This is a genomic window from Streptomyces sp. NPDC001270 (genome assembly GCF_042896695.1).
In the GTDB taxonomy this organism is placed as follows: Bacteria; Actinomycetota; Actinomycetes; order Streptomycetales; family Streptomycetaceae; genus Streptomyces.
Genome location: NZ_JBIAXM010000001.1, coordinates 694,871 through 711,965, shown reverse-complemented (window position 1 = coordinate 711,965; position 17,095 = coordinate 694,871). Strand labels below are relative to the sequence as shown.

Here is a 17,095-nt window from a genome sequence, read left to right as displayed (position 1 = left end):
TGCCGTGGACAGCCGTGCCGCGAGCGGACGCCGCCTCAAGCAGACGCCGCCGCCGCGCGAAATCGCTGCCGCGAGCCCAGCCGGTGCCACAGGCATCCGGTGCCGCGCGCCCGGCCGCTGCCGTGAACCCAGCCAGTGCCGTGGGCAGCCGGTGCCGTGGGCAGCCGGTGCCGTCGTGGGTGGCTGGGGGCGCAGCGACCCGCCGCCGTACATAGCTGCCGCTACACTATATGCCGTGGCATATAAATCTGGCGACGACACCTCCGGCCTCCCGGCCTTCTTCTCCGACCTCGTGCGGTGCGAGACGCGTCTGTACAACGCCCTGAACGACTGCCTGCGCGAGCGGCACGGGATCGTCACCTCGCAGTTCGAGTTGCTGCGCCGCCTCCGGGACCACCCCGGGGCGCGGGTCGCGGACCTCGCCGCGGAGTTCGCGATCGGCATCGGGGCGACCAGCAAGAGCGTCGACCGTCTGGAGCGGCACGGCTGGGTCGCCCGGCAGCGGAATCCGGCGGACCGGCGGTCGTCGCTGCTCGCATTGACCGACGAGGGCCTGCGGCTGGTCGACGCGGCCGACCGCACCTTCACGGAGCGACTGACCGAGCTGATCGGGGGCGCTCTAGACGAAGCCGCGACGGCAGCCGCCGCACGGACCATCGCACTGCTGCGCTCCGCGCTGGAACGCGACCGGATCGGCATGCCCACGGGGTGACGGGCGCCCGCGGACCGACTGCCGCACTCCGGCCACGCAAGCCGTGTCCATGCCATTGACAAAGAGCGGGTAAACCTGAAATCTGTCACCCAAGAGCCGCAAAATATCAATGAGTTGACGCAAAATCACAACTTTGTTGAGTGGTGTCGACCCGTCAGGCAGTTCCGCCTGCCCGGGTCGCCCCGCGTCCCGGTCCCGCACGACCGCGTCACCTCACGGCCCGGCACACCCACGCGCTCCCTCGCACCACCAGCGTCGCCCCGCACCACCGGCACCACCCCGCGCAGCCCCTCCGTATCACCGTCGTAGCACCGTGTGCTCCCACCCCCAGTCGTCCCTGCCATGGAACGAGGACGCCATGAGACGGAAACGATTCGGCCTGCGGACGATCACCGGCCTGCTCCTGGCCGGCCTGATCACCGTGGGCCTCCAGCCCGCTGTCGCGACCGCCGCGGAAGCCCCCGCGGGACCCAACCTCGCGCTCGGCAAGAGCGCCACGGCCGGCGGATCCAACGGCAGCTACCCCGCCGCCAACGTCACCGACGGCAGCCAGCAGAGCTACTGGGAGGGCCCCGCCGGATCCTTCCCGCAGTGGGTCCGGGTCGACCTGGGCTCCGCCGTCGAGGTGGACCAGGTCGTCCTGAAGCTGCCCGCCTCCTGGGAGGCGCGGAGCCAGACCCTCGCCGTCGAGGGCAGCTCCGACGGCTCGGCCTTCAGCACGCTGTCCGCCCCGGCCGCCACCCGCTTCGACCCGGCCGCCGCGGGCTCGGTCACCGTCGACCTCACCGCCCGCACCGTGCGCTACATCCGGGTCCAGGTGAGCGCCAACACCGGCTGGAACGCCGCCCAGCTGTCCGAGCTGGAGGTCTACGGCACCGGGGGCGGCGACCCCACGACCCCGCCCCTGGACGGCGCCAACCTGGCCCAGGGCAAGCCGATCGAGGCGTCCTCGACCACCCAGAACTTCAAGGCGGCGAACGCCAACGACGGCCAGGTCACCAGCTACTGGGAGTCCAGCGGCCACCCCGCCACCCTCACCGTCCGGCTCGGCGCGAACGCCGACGTCACCGGTGTCGCGGTCAAACTGAACCCCGACCCGGCCTGGGCGGCCAGGACCCAGACCATCGAGGTCCTCGCCCGTGACCAGGCGGCCACCGGCTTCACCTCGGTGAAGGCCGCCGCCGTCTACAGCTTCAGCCCCTCGGCCAACGCCAACACCGTCACCATCCCGGTGACCGGGCGCTTTGCCGACGTACAGGTCAAGTTCACCGCCAACTCCAGCGGATACGGCGCGCAGGTCGCCGAGTTCGAGGTGATCGGGACCGCCGCCCCCAACCCCGACCTGGTGGTGAACGACCTGACGTGGACGCCGGCGTCGCCCGTCGAGACGGACACCGTCACCGTCCAGGCGACCGTGCGCAACGCGGGCACCGCCGCGTCCCCGGCCTCCACGGTGAACGTCAGCGTGGACGGCACCGTCGCCGGCAGCGCCCCGGTCGGCGCCCTCGCCGCCGGTGCCACGGCGACCGTCCCGGTGGGCATCGGCAAGCGGGCCACGGGCAGCTACACCGTCTCCGCCGTGGTCGACCCCACGGACACCGTGCCCGAACTCGACAACACCAACAACAGCCGCACCGCCACGAACAAACTGACCGTCGCCCAGGCCCCCGGCCCGGACCTGGAGGTCACCGGCGTCACCACCAACCCGTCCAGCCCGGCCGCGGGCGCCGCCGTCTCCTTCACGGTCGCCGTGCACAACCGGGGCACCACGGCGGTTCCGGCCGGCACGGTCACCCGGCTGGTGGCCGGCGGCCAGACCCTGGGCGGCACCGCGGGCGTCATCGCCGCGGGCGCCACCCAGCAGGTCGCCATCGCCGGCACCTGGACCGCGACCAGCGGCGCCGTCGTGCTCGCGGCGACCGCGGACGCCACCAACACCGTCGCCGAGACCAACGAGAACAACAACGTCTTCTCCCGCTCGATCGTGGTCGGCCGCGGCGCCGCCGTGCCCTACGTCGAGTACGAGGCCGAGAAGGGCACCTACACCGGCACCCTGCTGACCACCGACCAGAAGCGCACGTTCGGCCACACCAACTTCGCCACCGAGTCCTCCGGCCGCCAGTCGGTGCGGCTCGCCGCCACCGGCCAGTACGTGCAGTTCACCTCCACCAGCCCGGCCAACTCCCTGGTGGTCCGCAACTCCATCCCGGACGCCCCGGGCGGCGGCGGCCAGGAGGCCACCATCAGCCTCTACGCGAACGGCACCTTCGTCCGCAAGATCAACCTGACCTCGAAGTACAGCTGGCTGTACGGCAACACCGACTCGCCCGAGGGCCTGACCAACACCCCGGGGACCGACGCGCGCCGCCTCTTCGACGAGTCGAACGCGCTGCTCACCCAGACCTACCCGGCGGGCACCGTCTTCCGGTTGCAGCGCGACGCCGGTGACACCGCCGCGTACTACGTCATCGACCTGGTCGATCTCGAGCAGGTCGCTCCGCCCGCCGCGCAGCCCGCGGGCTGTGTCTCCATCACCGAGTACGGGGCCGTCCCGAACGACGGGCTCGACGACACCGACGCCATCCAGCGCGCGGTGACCGCGGACCAGAACGGGCAGATCGACTGCGTGTGGATCCCGGCCGGCCAGTGGCGCCAGGAGCAGAAGATCCTCACCGACGACCCGCTCAACCGCGGCCAGTACAACCAGGTCGGCATCAGCAACGTCACCATCCGGGGCGCCGGGATGTGGCACTCCCAGCTCTACACCCTCACCCCGCCGCAGCAGGCGGGCGGCATCAACCACCCGCACGAGGGCAACTTCGGCTTCGACATCGACGGCAACACCACCATCTCCGACATCGCCATCTTCGGCTCGGGCACCATCCGGGGCGGCGACGGCGGCGCCGAGGGCGGAGTCGGGCTCAACGGCAGGTTCGGCAAGAACACCAAGATCAGCAACGTGTGGATCGAACACGCCAACGTGGGCGTCTGGGTGGGCCGCGACTACGACAACATCCCCGAGCTGTGGGGACCCGCCGACGGCCTCCAGTTCACCGGGATGCGCATCCGCGACACCTATGCGGACGGCATCAACTTCACCAACGGCACCCGTAATTCATCGGTGGAGAACTCGTCCTTCCGCAACACCGGGGACGACGCCCTCGCCGTGTGGGCCAACAAGTACGTCAAGGACCAGTCGGTCGACATCGGCCACGACAACCACTTCCGCAACAACACGATCCAGCTGCCCTGGCGGGCCAACGGCATCGCGGTCTACGGCGGCTACGGCAACACCATCGAGAACAACCTGGTCTACGACACCATGAACTACCCGGGCATCATGCTGGCGACCGACCACGACCCGCTGCCGTTCTCCGGGCAGACCCTGATCGCCAACAACGCCCTCTACCGCACCGGCGGCGCGTTCTGGGGCGAGGCCCAGGAGTTCGGGGCCATCACCCTGTTCGCCCAGAGCCAGGGCATTCCGGGGGTCGTGATCCGGGACACCGAGATCCATGACTCGACGTACGACGGGATCCAGTTCAAGTCCGGCGGCGGCACGGTGACCGCGCAGATCAGCAACGTCACCATCGACAAGTCGAACAACGGCTCCGGCATCCTCGCGATGGGCGGCGCCCGCGGCAGCGCCACCCTGTCCAACGTCACCATCACGAACTCGGCCCAGGGCGACATCCTGGTCGAACCCGGCTCACAGTTCGTGATCAACCAGAGCGCGAGGGCCTCCGGCTCCGACCGCTGACCTTCGTCTCCGCCGTGGGGGTCCCCCACGTGGCCCCGCCGGGCTCCGGCCCGGCGGGGCCACTCACGTCCGCCTCACGTGCCGGCCGCACCGGGCCCGACGGTCGTCGCGCGGTGTGCCGCTCGGCCTCTCCTCCCCCTTCCCGCACGGACCGATTGCTCAGCTTTGCGGCTCCGGCAGAACCCGGTCCACCAGGGTGTCAAGACGCTCCTCGAACGCCTGCCGGGCGTCCGGTGCGACGGTGGCCAGGGCAACCATGGCCGTTACGATGACGTCGACCAGTTCCTTCTGGACGTCGGGCCAGGTGTGGGTCAGGCCCTTCCTCGGGTTGGCTCCGAGGACGCCGTGCACGGCCTCCACGACCTCACCGAACTCCTCCCCGATCTTCAGTACGCGCAGCAGCCGCATGTCCGCCGATCCGGCATCGCCGGTCTCGTCGTCCAGCCACTGCCGGATCCGGTCCACCTGCTCCCAGGTGCGGTCTCCCATGGAGTTCTCCTCGCTCGATGGTCAGAACAGCGCGGGTGCCGGGTCGGCGGCCCGCTCAGGGGCGGTCACGGTCAGCGGCTTCACCGGGTGAAGGGCCAGCGACACCGACAGGGCCGAGTGATCCGTCAGCCGGTCCGGCCCGGTCCGTACGTCATGCACGTACGTGCAGGCCCGAAGCGCGCTCGCCAATACCGCGGACACGTGCGCGTGGTCATAGCGGTAGCCGTCCCCGGTACGGCCGACCCAGGAGTATTCGGCCGCCCGCGGGTGCAGTGCACGGAAAGCGTCCCGGTAGCCGGACTGACCCAGCCACTCATAAAAGCCGTACTCGAATGGCTGGAAGAACCTGTATCGGGGTATGTGGGCGGGTTCCAGGAGGTTGAAATCACCCAGAACCAGGCGCAGCGAGTCCTCGGCCTGCGGGATGCCTGCGCGACACTGGTCGAGGAACGTCCGCTTCCTGGTCTTCTTTGCGTCCGTCGCGTCCCGGGACGGTACGTACAGACCGATTACGTCGAGTGGTCCCTCATCCGTGTCGACGGTCACGGAGACACAGCGGTGCGGCAGGTAGCCGGTTTCGGCGGTGCCGGGCCGCGTGGCCAGCCGGGAGACGACCATCACGCCGCGCTCTCCTCGCGCGGGCCGCGGAAACGCCACGTCGTACCCGGCTGCCGTGAACCGGCCGGCCAGGAGATCGCATCCGGCGCTGTCGGCGGTCTCCGTGAGCACGAGAACGGGCTCCGGCCGGGCGGCCAGGTACGCGAGTTGACGCTCCGCCCGCTCCCGCCCCGGATTGTTCAAGTTGAACGTCAACACGTCCAAGGTGGTCATGCGCGGCCCCGTTCTGTCAGCCATGATTCTTGATCGCCTCGACGACCGCGCGAGCGACGTCCTCCGGCCGGGCCGACGAGGCGTCCAGTTGCAGGACGCGGACGCCCGCAGCCATGAGGAACCTAGCGGTGTCGTAGTAGTAGGCGCATTCACGCTCGGTTCCGCGCGGTTCGCGCTCGTACCGGCTGTGCGTGCCGCGCGCCTCCAGCCGCTCGGTGATGACATCCACCCGTGCGTTGATGATGACGGCCAGGTCAGGCATGTCCGCGTGCCTGTTCAGCTCCCAGACCGTGTCACGCGGGACACCGTCCATCACCTGGAGCGCGAGGGAAGAGGGCACGTACCGGTCGCACACCACCACGTCACCGCGCGCCAGAGCCGGCCTGATTTCGTGTTCCACGTGCCGGTAGCGGTCAGCGGCGATAAGGCATGCCATGCTCATCCCCCGGTATTCCTCGGTGCCGTGGCGGGCGACCTGTCCGAGTGGGCTGTCACTGGGCTCCCGGGTGACGTACACCGCGTGGCCCTCTTCCCGCAGTTGCCGCACCAGGGCCGCGGCGACGGTCGATTTTCCCACCCCGCCCGGACCGTCGAGGGTTACGAAGCGGGCACTCATGAGACACCGACCACGGGGAGCACGCGGGTCTGCCGGGGAACGACTGGGCACAGCTCCATGTCGACCGCGCCAATCCGCTCCCCGGAAGCGACCACCGCGGCGGGGCAGCCTTTGCCGCATCCGTCACTCAGCGAACAACTGCCACAGGTCGGGTTGTCGCCGACCGTCCAACGCTCGTGAAAGCGGTAGGCATCCAGGCGGGCCGCGATGTCTTCGTGCTCCCACACGTTGCCGACGATGAAGTCCGTATCCGGATGCCGACTCGCCTTGGTCCGGGCAGCGAATACGAGATAGGGGCAGACGGTGACTTCGCCTTTGGTGAAGACGTAGATGATGGTCCCCGCCTCGCAGCCGGACAGCGGCTTGTCGTCGTTCGGGAACCGGATGTTCACCAGCTCCAGGCCCTCACTGGCGAACGGTGCTGTCAGTTCGGCGATGTGCCGCATGTGGTCGTCCGGCCGTCGGAGCTTCTGCGCCCCCTTGGCAGCTCCGCGGCCCATTTCCCCCAAGGGATTCATCAGTACGTACTTGGCGCCGTGCTCCCGGGCGAACGCGCACAGCCGGGCGTACTCCTCGTCCTCGGCGAGGTTGTTCGGCGTGCACAGCAGTCCCTGAAGGATGCCGGAACGGGCGAACCGCTTGACCGTCTCGACGGTTTCGGCGAAGCCCTCCGGGCGACCGCGGAAGACCCCGTGCGAGTGGGCCGAGAATCCGTCGAGGGAGACATTCATGTGAGCGCCCATGTCCGCGAGGTGACCCATCTGTTCGTCGGTCACGATCGTGGCATTCGTGCAAACACCGACATCCATGCCCACGTCGTGAAAGGCGGCGGCGACGTCGACCAAGTCCTCATGCATGAAGGGCTCGCCGCCCGTCAGGGTGACCCGGTTGACGCGGGCCTCGGCGAGCTGGGGGATCAGCCGGCCACGGATCAGGTCGAGCGGCATGTACTCGCCGCGCTTCGTCGCGGACACGAAGCAGTGTTTGCAGCTCTCGTTGCACGGCTCGCAGATCTGGATGAGTGCTTTTCGGTGGGGAGAGTCGACGGAGGTACGGAAGTAGCACGAGACGGCCTGTCCGGCCGTGATGAGGGTACGAGCGGTCAAGGGAACCTCCCGGTAACGGTGTGTCATGAGCAGGGGGAGCGGTGATGAGGGCCCTGGTACTGGCGGCCGGGGTCCCTGTCAGAGCGCAAGTACCGGCCGAGTGTCCATGCGCGGCTCACCGCGGTCCTTCGGCGATCAGCACGCCGAGCCAGGCGACGAGCGCCACCACCGTGAGCACGTAGATGATCTGGGCGGTCGTGGTGGCGAACGGATGCGGGCCGGCTGCCGCGGCGGCGTCGGAGGGGGCATCGTCCGGAGCCACATCCGCCCAGACCCGTTTGCCCCACGCGAGGGGCTCCGTTCCCCACCGTTCCGACAGCGCTTCGACGAGTGCCAGTCCCCGGCCGTTGTCGTCCTCGGCGCCTGCGGTCTTCCGTACCGGCGGGCTCTGGCTCTTGTCGATCACCTCCAGCCGTACGCTCCCGGCCCCCCGACGCCGAACCGTCAGCCTGAACGTGCCGTGCCGCGCGTGCCGGACGGCGTTCGAGGCCAGCTCGGAGACGATCAGCTCCGCCGTGTCCACCAGGTCCGGCAAGTCCCAGCCCGTCAGGGTCCGGCGGACCAGTCGGCGGGCCTCCGGTACCGACGCGGCTTCACGAGGCAGGCAGACGGACACCACCGGGGAGCCGTCTTCGGCCACCAGGACGCGGCGGCTCGGGTCACCGTCGTGCCCCGGGAAGGTGTCAGGCATGGGCTCCTCCCGCACCGTGGCGGCGCTGCCGCTCGTGGATCCCGGCGAGTGCCCGGCAGGACAGTGCCAGATCTTCGGCGCGTTCAGCGGCTTCCCGATCGGTGGGCGCCGGTTCGGCCGCAAGCGCCTTCCGGACGCGGTCGAGGAGCCACTGCGCCGTTCGCCGGTCGTAGGAGCCCTCCTCATGCATGAGGGCTTCCATGACGTACCGGATCAGGTCTTCGACGTATACCCGCAACTCCTCGACCAGCGGATCCAGCCGGTCCCGCGGCGGCACTGTGTCCGGCAGGTCGCGCGTCAGCAGCAAGATCTCCTTCCGCACCTGGCGTGGGCGCGTCAGAGTGACGGCCTCGGTAAGAGCGGCGAGCAGAGCGAGGCCATCGGTCAACCTGACGGCACCCTGCTGCGGCGGCACCAGCCAGTAGACACCAGGGGGCATCTGCCGATCGTCCGGTGGAGGCATGAAATCCGTCGTGACGCTGAACGCCCCACTGGCAGGTCCCTCCGGCCACGACGCAACAGAACCGATGTCTACGAAGAAGTACACAGCGGGCGTCACTGGATCGATCGCCACGGTGCCGAACGTGCCCAACCGAGCCAGAGCCTGGAGACCGTAGAAGCGGCCTATCCGAATCGTCTCCCATCGCTCCCATGCCGGGTCAGGTACCGAGCGAAGGACACAGGACAGCTCTGTCATCGCGGATACTCCATCTCTTGGCCGCTGTCCACGAGACGCTAGGACGCGACAAGAGCAGCAACCCGAACTCCCGGTTCGGGCGAACCCCTGGTTCGGTCAGGCAAGACCCATGCTCTGTGCCAGTCCCACGACTTGACGGCGATACGTGGGGCGTACGCGTTGCAGCAGGCCGGACACCATGTCAGCCGCCAGTTTGCTGCGCGCCATGTCCTCAGGGCTGAGCTTCTCCAGGTCCAGCAGATGTACGAGAACAGCAGCGTCATCGCGCCGCAGGTCGTAACAGCGGGCAACTTCCGCAGTGAATGTGAACTGCCGTTCCCGACTCGGCAAGCGGGAGATGTCCACCTCGTCCGCCCGTCGCAGGCCCTCCGCACTCTCACCAGCCAGCATCTCAATGCTCAGAGCGTGCAGGTGGATGTTCGCCGGCCCGAAGACCGTCCACTGGACATTCGTCTCCCCGGCCCGCTCAGCGAGAGGCGCCGCCCGCTGTTCGAGCCGATCACGCGCGCGCCACCACTCCTTCTTCTGAGCGTCCGCCACGACCTGTACAAGCTCCAGTGCTCCGCGCATGGCGGCCTTCTCATCGCTGTCCGGGACATCTTGCAGCTGCTCAACTGCACGACCGGCGATCTCACCGGCTTCTTCCGCACCGCCTTCCTGGGAGAGCAGACAATGCCCCAGATTCCAGTGCGCGGCAGCCAAACGAATCGGGTCGTCCGCTTCCTCCGCAGCGCGGCGTGCCCGGTCCGCAACCATGAGCGCCAGGTCAAGACGCCCGGTGCGCCGACAGTAGGAACGGACCAGTCCGTACAAGTCCGCCGCCGCACGCAGGACTTCGCGGCGGTTGTCGGGTTCATTGCCGACGCGATAAGCGCGGGCAGCATGCTCGACCTCGCCGATCAGGCGCGGCAGCACCGTCTCGACGTCACTGAATCGTTCCTCGCTGGTCTGCCAGGTTCTCCACGCCTCCTCGACACGGTCACGAAGATCTGCCGGTGTCGCCGCTGAGCCGACCCGGGCAGCCCCGTGCCCCATCAGGGCACGAGCGATGTCGGGAGCGGTGCTCAGGGAGACACTGCCCCTGCGCGGCGGCTCGTCGGACAGCAGGGCAGCCACAGGTACATCCAGCTCTGCGGCGAGCCGGACCAAGACGTCTGGAGACGGCGTCTTCTTCCCCGTCTCGATCAGTGAGAGATAGCGTTCGGTGATCCCGCACAGGCCCGCAATGGCAGCCTGCGACCGGTTACCGTTCTTGCGCCGGTAATACCTGATCCGCGCCCCGATGGGCAGCTTCGGTGAATCGACCATCCGCCCTCCCGTATTCCGTCAGGGTAGGGCTGTCCCGTTCGTCGTGGATACCTTCCGCAACGATCGGGGGACTCAGCGCATCCGGTCAGACGTTCCGTTCGGAAAGGCCCGTCGTATGCCGCAGCTCGTCTTGTGGGACATCGACCACACGCTCATCGACACCCGGGGCTTCGGACGCAAGCTGTCCGCATCCGCGTTCGAGGACGTAACAGGTCAGGACATGCGCCGACAAGCGAAAATCGACGGGATCACCGAAGCTGTCATCTTCCGGGAGACCGCCGGGCTCCACGGCCTCAGTACCGACCGTTCCGACTTCGAGCGATTCGCTGCCGCCCTCACGGCGCAGCACGTCCGGCACGCGGCCGAACTACGGGAGCGGGCCTACGCCTTGCCCGGCGCCGCAGCCGCCCTTGATGCCCTCGCTGGGGCCGGAGTACGGCAAACCGTCGTCAGCGGAAACGTACGCGCCGTCGCCGAGATCAAACTGAAGGTCTTCGGTCTGGACACGTACATTCGGTGGGACGACGGCGCATATGGCGAAGACGCCGATCTCCGGCCGGAACTCGTGGAACTCGCACTCGCCCGGTCAGCCACCGCGGCCTCGGACACCGTGCTGATCGGCGACACGCCCGCCGATGTCGAGGGAGGCGTGGCGACGGGGGTCCGGGTCATCGCCGTCGCCACCGGCCGCAGCTCTGCGGAGGAACTTCGCGGATCGGGTGCCCACTCCGTGATCCCTGACCTGACTGATACCAGCGAACTGGTGAAACTGGTGACAGGGAGCAATCCGTAGCGTCGACGCGCAGGCGGCAGAAGTGGCGGTCCGACCAGTTGGCCGTTCCGCGCCTGGGGCACGCGGCACCGTCGTGGGTCTCCTGCCGGTTCCGGCTGCGGACCTCGGGCCAGGCAGGCCGGGCGGCACGGACCGCGGCCGGTCCGGCTGTCGCTGCGGGTCGTCGACCGTCACTCATCCACCCCCGACGGGCCCGCCCCGGACCGTCTGGGAAACTGGCGGTCCTGGGACGGATCGGGAGGAGTGGAACACGTGGGCACAACACCCGTACGTTTCGCCATCGTAGGCACCGGCTGGCGCGCCCGGTTCTACGCACGGCTGGCCCAGGCACTGCCCGAACGGCTCACGGTGGCCGGAGTCGTGACCCGCTCCGCCGAGCGTGCCCGGCAGGTGGAGGCCGAGTGGGGGGTGCCCGCCCATCGGTCCGTCGGTGAACTGTCCGCCGGCAGGCCGGAGTTCGTGATCGCTTCGGTGCCATGGGAGGTGTCGCCCCGGGTCGTGCGGGAACTCGTCGAGCACGAGATGCCGGTCCTGGCGGAGACGCCACCGGCACCCGACGCGCCGGGACTGCGGGAGTTGTGGGCCGCGGTGGGCGGCGCGCGGCGGGCCGACGGCAGCGGGCTCGTGCAGGTCGCGGAGCAGTACACGCTGATGCCCGGCCACGCCGCCCGGCTCGCGCTGCTGCGCGAGGGGGTGATCGGCGAGGTCACGTCCGTGCAGGTGTCCTCGACGCACCTGTACCACGCGATGTCGCTGATCCGGCACGCCCTGGGCGTCGGTCACGGCGCCGCGACGGTCACGGCGCACGCCTCCACCGCCCCGCTCGCCGATCCCCTCTCCCCCGCCGGCTGGTCGGACGACCTCACGCCCAAGGACGCCGTCACCACGCTGGCCTTCCTGGACTTCGGCGGCGCCCGCACCGCTCTGTACGACTTCACGGACAACCAGTGGTGGAATCCGCTGCGCGCCCGCCGCATCGTGGTGCGCGGTTCCCTCGGCGAGATCGTGGACGACACCGTGGTGCGGATGGCCGATCCGCGCACGCCTGTCGAGTCCGCGTTGACGCGGCGCCGTACGGGTACGGACCTCAACCTGGAGGGCGCGGAGGTGCACCACATCTCGTTCGACGGACGGGTGGTGTGGCGCAACGACTACCTGGGGGCGAGCCTCACCGAGGACGACCTGGCCGTGGTGGACCTGCTGTGCCGTACGGGCGCGTGGGTGCGGGGCGCCGGACCGGAGCCGTATCCGCTGGCCGAGGGCTGCCAGGACCACCTGCTGGCGCTGGCGGCCGAGGAGTCGGCGCGTACGGGGGCACCGGTGACGACCGCGGTGGAGGCGTGGGCGACCCGCTGACCGCTCGCACCGGCAAGCCGGCCCGGCCCGGGTCCCCCTTGTCAGGCTCCGGGTGCGCTTCACCCAGGAGCCGGTGGAGATGGGGCCGGTCATCACTGCGGTGCTGGACGACACCTGCGGCAATCTGATCCAGATCGCCCAGTACCGATAGGCCCCGTCCGGGTGGCGGGCGGTCTCCGGCGGGCACGGCGGACGCCGGCCGCCCCGACGGTGCGGGACGGCCGGCGCCGCGGGCCGGAGCCAGGGGCGGTCAGTCGGCCCGGGTGATCGGGATGCCCTGCCAGTGGCCGGCCGCGGGCACCCGTTCCGCCGCCATGACCAGCGAGCCCGCGCCCACCCGTGCCGCCTCGCCCAGCGCGCTGCCCGGCAGGACGATGCTGTGCGGGCCGAGTACCGACCGGCTGCCCAGGCCGACCGGTTCCAGCCGCATGACCCGGTCGTGGAACAGGTGGGTCTGCAGGACGCACCCGCGGTTCACGACCGCGCCGTCCCCGACGCTGATCAGGTCCGGCTCCGGGAACCAGTGCGTCTCGCACCACACCCCCCGGCCGATCCGCGCGCCCAGGCTGCGCAGCCACCAGTTCAGCACCGGGGTGCCGGTCGCGGGGGTGACCAGCCACGGAACGGCCAGCATCTCCACGAAGACGTCCCACAGCTCGTTGCGCCACACGAACGCGCTCCACAGCGGATGCCGTTCGGCGGTGAAGCGCCCCATCAGCGCCCACTTCGCGGCCGTGGTGACCAGCCCGGCGACCACCCCGGCGGCACACATCAGCAGGCCGGCCGCGGCCACCGCGCCCCAGCCGCCGTAGACGTCCCACAGGTACAGCAGGGCGTAGGTCAGGGTGAGCTGGAGCAGCGCGCCGAGCAGCAGCGGCACCACGCGGCACAGTTCGACCGCGGTACGGGCGGTCCGCAGGGAACGCGGCGGGGCGAACGTACGGGCCTGGTCGTGCTGTTCCACCACCCGGCGCAGCCGCATCGGCGGGCGGCCCAGCCAGGACGAGCCGTCCGGGACGGTGGCGGGCGTGTCGGACAGGACGCCGATCAGCGCGCCGTCGGCGACGGACCGGTCGGGTCCGACGACGGCGGAGTTGCCGACGAAGGCGCCGTCACCGATCCGGGAGTGGCCGAGCCGCACCCAGCCGCCGCGTGCCTCGTACGGCGCGGCCAGCACGTCGTCCGCGAGGAACGCCCGGTCGTCGATGTGCAGCAGCCGCGGCAGGGCCAGGACGGTCGACGCCTCGACGTTCTTGCCGACGCGGGCGCCGAGCAGGCGCAGCCAGACCGGCGTGAACAGGCCGGCGTACAGGGGGAAGAGGGTGGTGCGGGCCATGGCCATCAGGTCGTGGGTCAGCCACGCGGACCAGCCGGCCCGGCTGTGCAGCGGGTGCGTGCCGGGTTGCAGACCGCGGCCCGCGAACCGGACCCCGGCGAGGATGAGCAGGGCCTCGCAGACGGTGCCGAGGAGGACCAGCGGCACCAGCCACAGCAGCCGGTCGGACCAGGACAGGCCGTCCGCGCCGGACACCGCGACGAGCGTCAGCAGCGCGGGGGCGGTGGCGACGGCCGTCAGCAGGCCGCGCACGGCGGGCGTCAGGGTGTACGCGAGCGCCCAGGCCCGGGAGCGGGGCGCGCGGGTGCGGGGCCAGGCGGCGCCGGACGGCTGCGGCTCGGCGGGCGAGCCGCCCCAGCACGCGCCGGGCGGAACCCGTGTGCCCTCGGTGACGGTGCTGCCGGTGAGGACGTCCGCGCCGGCGCCGATCCGTGCGCCCGGCTGTAGCCAGACCCGTGCGCCTACGCTCGCCCCGGCGCCGATCTCCACCGTGCCGACGCGCAGCAGGTCGCCGTCGATCCACCAGCCGGCGAGGTCCGCCTCGGGTTCGACGGACGCGCCGTCACCGAGTGTCGCGAGTCCGGTGACCGGCGGCAGGGCGTGCAGGTCGACGTCCTTGCCGACGGTGCAGCCCAACAGCCGCGCGTACCAGGCCGCCAGCGGGGTGCCGGGCACTGCGGCGAGACCGACGGCGGCCACCCAGCGCTCCGCCGTCCACAGCCGCAGATGGGTCAGGCCGCCGCGCCGGTACCCGCCCGGCCTGATCCGGCCGCGCAGCAGGCGTGCGCCGCCCGCCGCCAGCAGGGCCCGGGTGGGCGAGGTGAACATCACCAGCCAGGCGGGGCCGAGCAGCCACCAGGACACGGTCGGCAGCCAGGACGTGAAGCCGGCCGCGGCGAGCATGTTGCCGGTGAGTCCGAGGGACAGCACCCAGCGCAGTCCGGCGACGCCGAGCAGCAGCGGTTGCAGCGCGGTCTGGACCCAGCCGGTCCACCTGGGCGTACCCGGTACGGGCCTGTCGTCCCGTCGGGTGTCCGGGTCGGCGCGGTCGGGGTGGACGCGCGGTGGTGTGCCGGGAGCGGGCTCACCGGGTGCGGCCCCAAGGCGGGTGCGCAGCGCGGCCGGGGTGGGGTTCCGGTAGAGGTCGGCGACGGAGACCTCGGGGAAGCGCTCGCGCAGCGCGGAGACCAGCCGGGCCGCGGCGAGGCTGGTGCCGCCGAGGTCGAAGAAGTCGTCGTCGGCCGTCACGTCGGCGCCGAGCATCTCGCTCCAGACGTCGAGCAGCCACCTGGTCTCCGGGTCGGCCGGGTCCGTACCGCGGGCTGTGGGCTGCGCGCGGGCGACATCCGCCGCCGGGCCGTCGGCCGGCGGGCCGTCCTGCGGGCCGGTCGCGGTCCGCCGCGGCGTGGGCTCCGCCGGCAGCGGCCAGGGCAGCGCGTCGCGGTCGGCCTTGCCGGAGGCGCGGGTCGGGAACTCGGCGAGCACGGCGAGCCTGGGCACGAGGGCCGCGGGCAGCCGTTCGCGCAGCCGCCGGACCGCGCCTGACCGGTCGAACGCGGCCGGGTCGCCGTTGGACGGGACGAGGTAGCCGACCAGTACGTCGAGGCCGCCGGCCGTGCGCCGGACCATCGCGGCGGCAGCGGCCACGGCGGGCAGGCCGAGCAGCGCGGCTTCCACCTCGCCGAGTTCGACGCGCCGTCCGCCGATCTTGACCTGGTCGTCGGCGCGGCCGACGAACTCCAGGCCGCGGGGGTCGGCGCGGACGAGGTCGCCGCTGCGGTAGGCGCGGTCCCAGTCCAGGGACGGCAGGGCGGTGTAGCGTTCCGCGTCCTTGACGGGATCGAGGTAGCGGCCGAGGCCGACGCCCGCGATGACGAGTTCACCGGTCTCGCCCCAGGCGACGGGTGCGCCGTCGGAGTCGACGACGGCGAGTTCCCAGCCATCCAGCGGCAGGCCGATGCGTACGGGTTCGCCATCGACGAGCTGAGTGGCGCAGGAGACGACGGTAGCCTCGGTCGGGCCGTAGGTGTTCCACACCTCGCGGCCGTGGCAGGCGAAGCGCCTGACCACCTCGGGCGGGCACGCCTCACCGCCGACGATCAGCAGCCGCACGGCGGCGAGCATGTCCCGTGACCACAGCGCGGCCAGGGTCGGGACGGTGGAGACGATGCTGATCCGGCGCTCCTTGAGCCACGGGCCGAGGTCCGCGCCGGTGCGGACCAGGGCGCGGGGTGCGGGCACCAGGCAGGCGCCGTGTCCCCAGGCCAGCCACATCTCCTCGCAGGAGGCGTCGAACGCGACGGACAGCCCGGCCAGTACCCGGTCGCCGGGGCCGATCGGTGCCTGGCGCAGGAACAGCCGGGCCTCCGCGTCCACGAAGGCGGCGGCCGAACGGTGGCTGATCGCCACGCCTTTGGGTGTGCCGGTCGAGCCGGAGGTGAAGATGATCCACGCGTCGTCGTCGGGTCCGGGCCGGCTGTCCTGGGCGTCCTGTGCGTCCTGTGCGTCCTGTGCGTCCTGTGCGTCCTGTGCGTCCAGGGTGTCCTGGCCGAGCGGGACGGTTCCCGGGCGGGTCCGGAGCACGTATCCGTCGCCCAGTACGGCACGGACGCCGGACTCGCTCCAGACCAGTTCGGCCCGTTCGTCCGGGTCGTCGGCGTCGACCGGGACATAGGCCGCGCCTGCGGCGAGGACGCCGAGGATCGCCAGGTACAGGTGGGCGCTGCCGGAGGTCATGCGGACGCCGACCCGGTCGCCCCGTCCGACACCCGCGGCCCGCAGCACGCGCCGGACGCGGTCGACGTCCGTGGCGAGCCCGCGATAGGTCAGTGTGACGGCGCCGTCGTCCAGGGCGAGGGCGTCCGGCGTTTCGGTGACGGACCGTTCGAGGACGTCGAGCAGGGTGCGTGGCGCCGCCGGGTGGGCGGAGCGGTAGACCGCCCGCTCACGGGTAAGCAGCGGCATACTCCGGTCACGTTCGAGATCTTCATAGCTTCCTGCCGCCAGTTTGGGTGTCAATTTCACTCATCCCTGACATGTTGAACTCACGAATTCCTTACAGCCGCGGATCCGACCCGAACACGGATTGCCCGATGTCCGAACCCGCCGTCTGCGGGGGGGGCGAATTAACCATAGGCGGGGCATCCTATGGATCCCCGATCAGGAATCTGTGCGTATCCCATGACCGTCGAAATCACCCAATACATAGGCTCTGACCTGGCACTTTCCCCTTCCGAAACGTGTCACAGAATCGTCACCGCGGCCGTGACAAATAAGCTGCCTATAAAAAGAGGGCAGACCTCAATTCAACCGGAAAAACGTTCGACGAAAACGTGAAAGAACACGCCCACCCGATTTCACACGTTCCACACGGTCGGGCCGCTCTGCGCACCCACGCTCA

12 protein-coding genes and 1 pseudogene are annotated in these 17,095 nt (G+C 70.5%); 5 read left to right on the top strand and 8 right to left on the bottom strand.

Features of this window, described 5'->3' with window-relative positions:
- The first annotated feature begins 235 nt into the window (after nt 1–235).
- Both ACFY2B_RS03190 and ACFY2B_RS03185 read left to right on the top strand, forming a co-directional pair.
- Nucleotides 236–712 (top strand): MarR family winged helix-turn-helix transcriptional regulator, encoded by a 477-nt coding sequence (locus ACFY2B_RS03190; RefSeq protein WP_390761377.1) that lies wholly within the window; start codon nt 236–238, stop codon nt 710–712.
- A gap of 358 nt (nt 713–1,070) precedes the next feature.
- A complete protein-coding gene (locus ACFY2B_RS03185; RefSeq protein ID WP_390761376.1) occupies nt 1,071–4,472 on the top strand; it encodes a CARDB domain-containing protein in 3,402 nt (1,133 codons plus the stop codon).
- A gap of 159 nt (nt 4,473–4,631) precedes the next feature.
- On the opposite strand, the gene ACFY2B_RS03180 is transcribed toward ACFY2B_RS03185, so the two are convergent.
- The 7 genes from ACFY2B_RS03180 to ACFY2B_RS03150 all read right to left on the bottom strand — a co-directional run bounded on the left by ACFY2B_RS03180 (nt 4,632) and on the right by ACFY2B_RS03150 (nt 10,210).
- Entirely contained in the window at nt 4,632–4,961 is a 330-nt protein-coding gene (locus ACFY2B_RS03180; protein WP_390761375.1) for a MazG-like family protein, read from the bottom strand.
- A 21-nt stretch (nt 4,962–4,982) separates the two neighbouring features.
- Nucleotides 4,983–5,792: an endonuclease/exonuclease/phosphatase gene (locus tag ACFY2B_RS03175; RefSeq protein ID WP_390761374.1), complete on the bottom strand. Its 810-nt coding sequence runs from the start codon at nt 5,790–5,792 to the stop codon at nt 4,983–4,985.
- Between the two features lie 16 nt (nt 5,793–5,808).
- Nucleotides 5,809–6,408, bottom strand: a complete 600-nt coding sequence (gene tmk / locus ACFY2B_RS03170) for a dTMP kinase (RefSeq protein ID WP_390761373.1) — start codon at nt 6,406–6,408, stop codon at nt 5,809–5,811.
- Entirely contained in the window at nt 6,405–7,541 is a 1,137-nt protein-coding gene (locus ACFY2B_RS03165; protein ID WP_390761372.1) for a radical SAM protein, read from the bottom strand. Before ACFY2B_RS03165 ends, tmk begins: the two co-directional genes overlap by 4 nt.
- Nucleotides 7,542–7,629: 88 nt before the next feature.
- Nucleotides 7,630–8,205 carry an ATP-binding protein gene (locus ACFY2B_RS03160; protein ID WP_390761371.1) on the bottom strand — a complete coding sequence of 192 codons (576 nt, stop codon included), beginning with the start codon at nt 8,203–8,205 and terminating at the stop codon, nt 7,630–7,632.
- On the bottom strand, nt 8,198–8,902 hold the full coding sequence (locus ACFY2B_RS03155; protein ID WP_390761370.1) for a DUF6415 family natural product biosynthesis protein: 705 nt from the start codon (nt 8,900–8,902) through the stop codon (nt 8,198–8,200). Before ACFY2B_RS03155 ends, ACFY2B_RS03160 begins: the two co-directional genes overlap by 8 nt.
- 96 nt (nt 8,903–8,998) lie before the next feature.
- On the bottom strand, nt 8,999–10,210 hold the full coding sequence (locus ACFY2B_RS03150; RefSeq protein WP_390761369.1) for a helix-turn-helix domain-containing protein: 1,212 nt from the start codon (nt 10,208–10,210) through the stop codon (nt 8,999–9,001).
- A gap of 115 nt (nt 10,211–10,325) precedes the next feature.
- Here ACFY2B_RS03150 and ACFY2B_RS03145 point away from each other — a divergent pair, with 115 nt between their 5' ends.
- The 3 genes and pseudogenes from ACFY2B_RS03145 to ACFY2B_RS03135 form a co-directional block, all read left to right on the top strand.
- Complete coding sequence (locus ACFY2B_RS03145; RefSeq protein WP_390761537.1) at nt 10,326–11,003, top strand: HAD family hydrolase; 678 nt, start codon at nt 10,326–10,328, stop codon at nt 11,001–11,003.
- Nucleotides 11,004–11,255: 252 nt separating this feature from the next.
- Nucleotides 11,256–12,359, top strand: a complete 1,104-nt coding sequence (locus ACFY2B_RS03140; RefSeq protein ID WP_390761368.1) for a Gfo/Idh/MocA family protein — start codon at nt 11,256–11,258, stop codon at nt 12,357–12,359.
- 46 nt (nt 12,360–12,405) lie between these two features.
- Nucleotides 12,406–12,510 (top strand): annotated as a pseudogene (locus ACFY2B_RS03135) (VOC family protein); the annotation flags it as partial.
- Between the two features lie 99 nt (nt 12,511–12,609).
- Here the strand turns inward: ACFY2B_RS03135 and ACFY2B_RS03130 are convergent.
- Nucleotides 12,610–16,659, bottom strand: a complete 4,050-nt coding sequence (locus ACFY2B_RS03130) for a Pls/PosA family non-ribosomal peptide synthetase (RefSeq protein ID WP_390761367.1) — start codon at nt 16,657–16,659, stop codon at nt 12,610–12,612.
- Between the last annotated feature and the right edge of the window lie 436 nt (nt 16,660–17,095).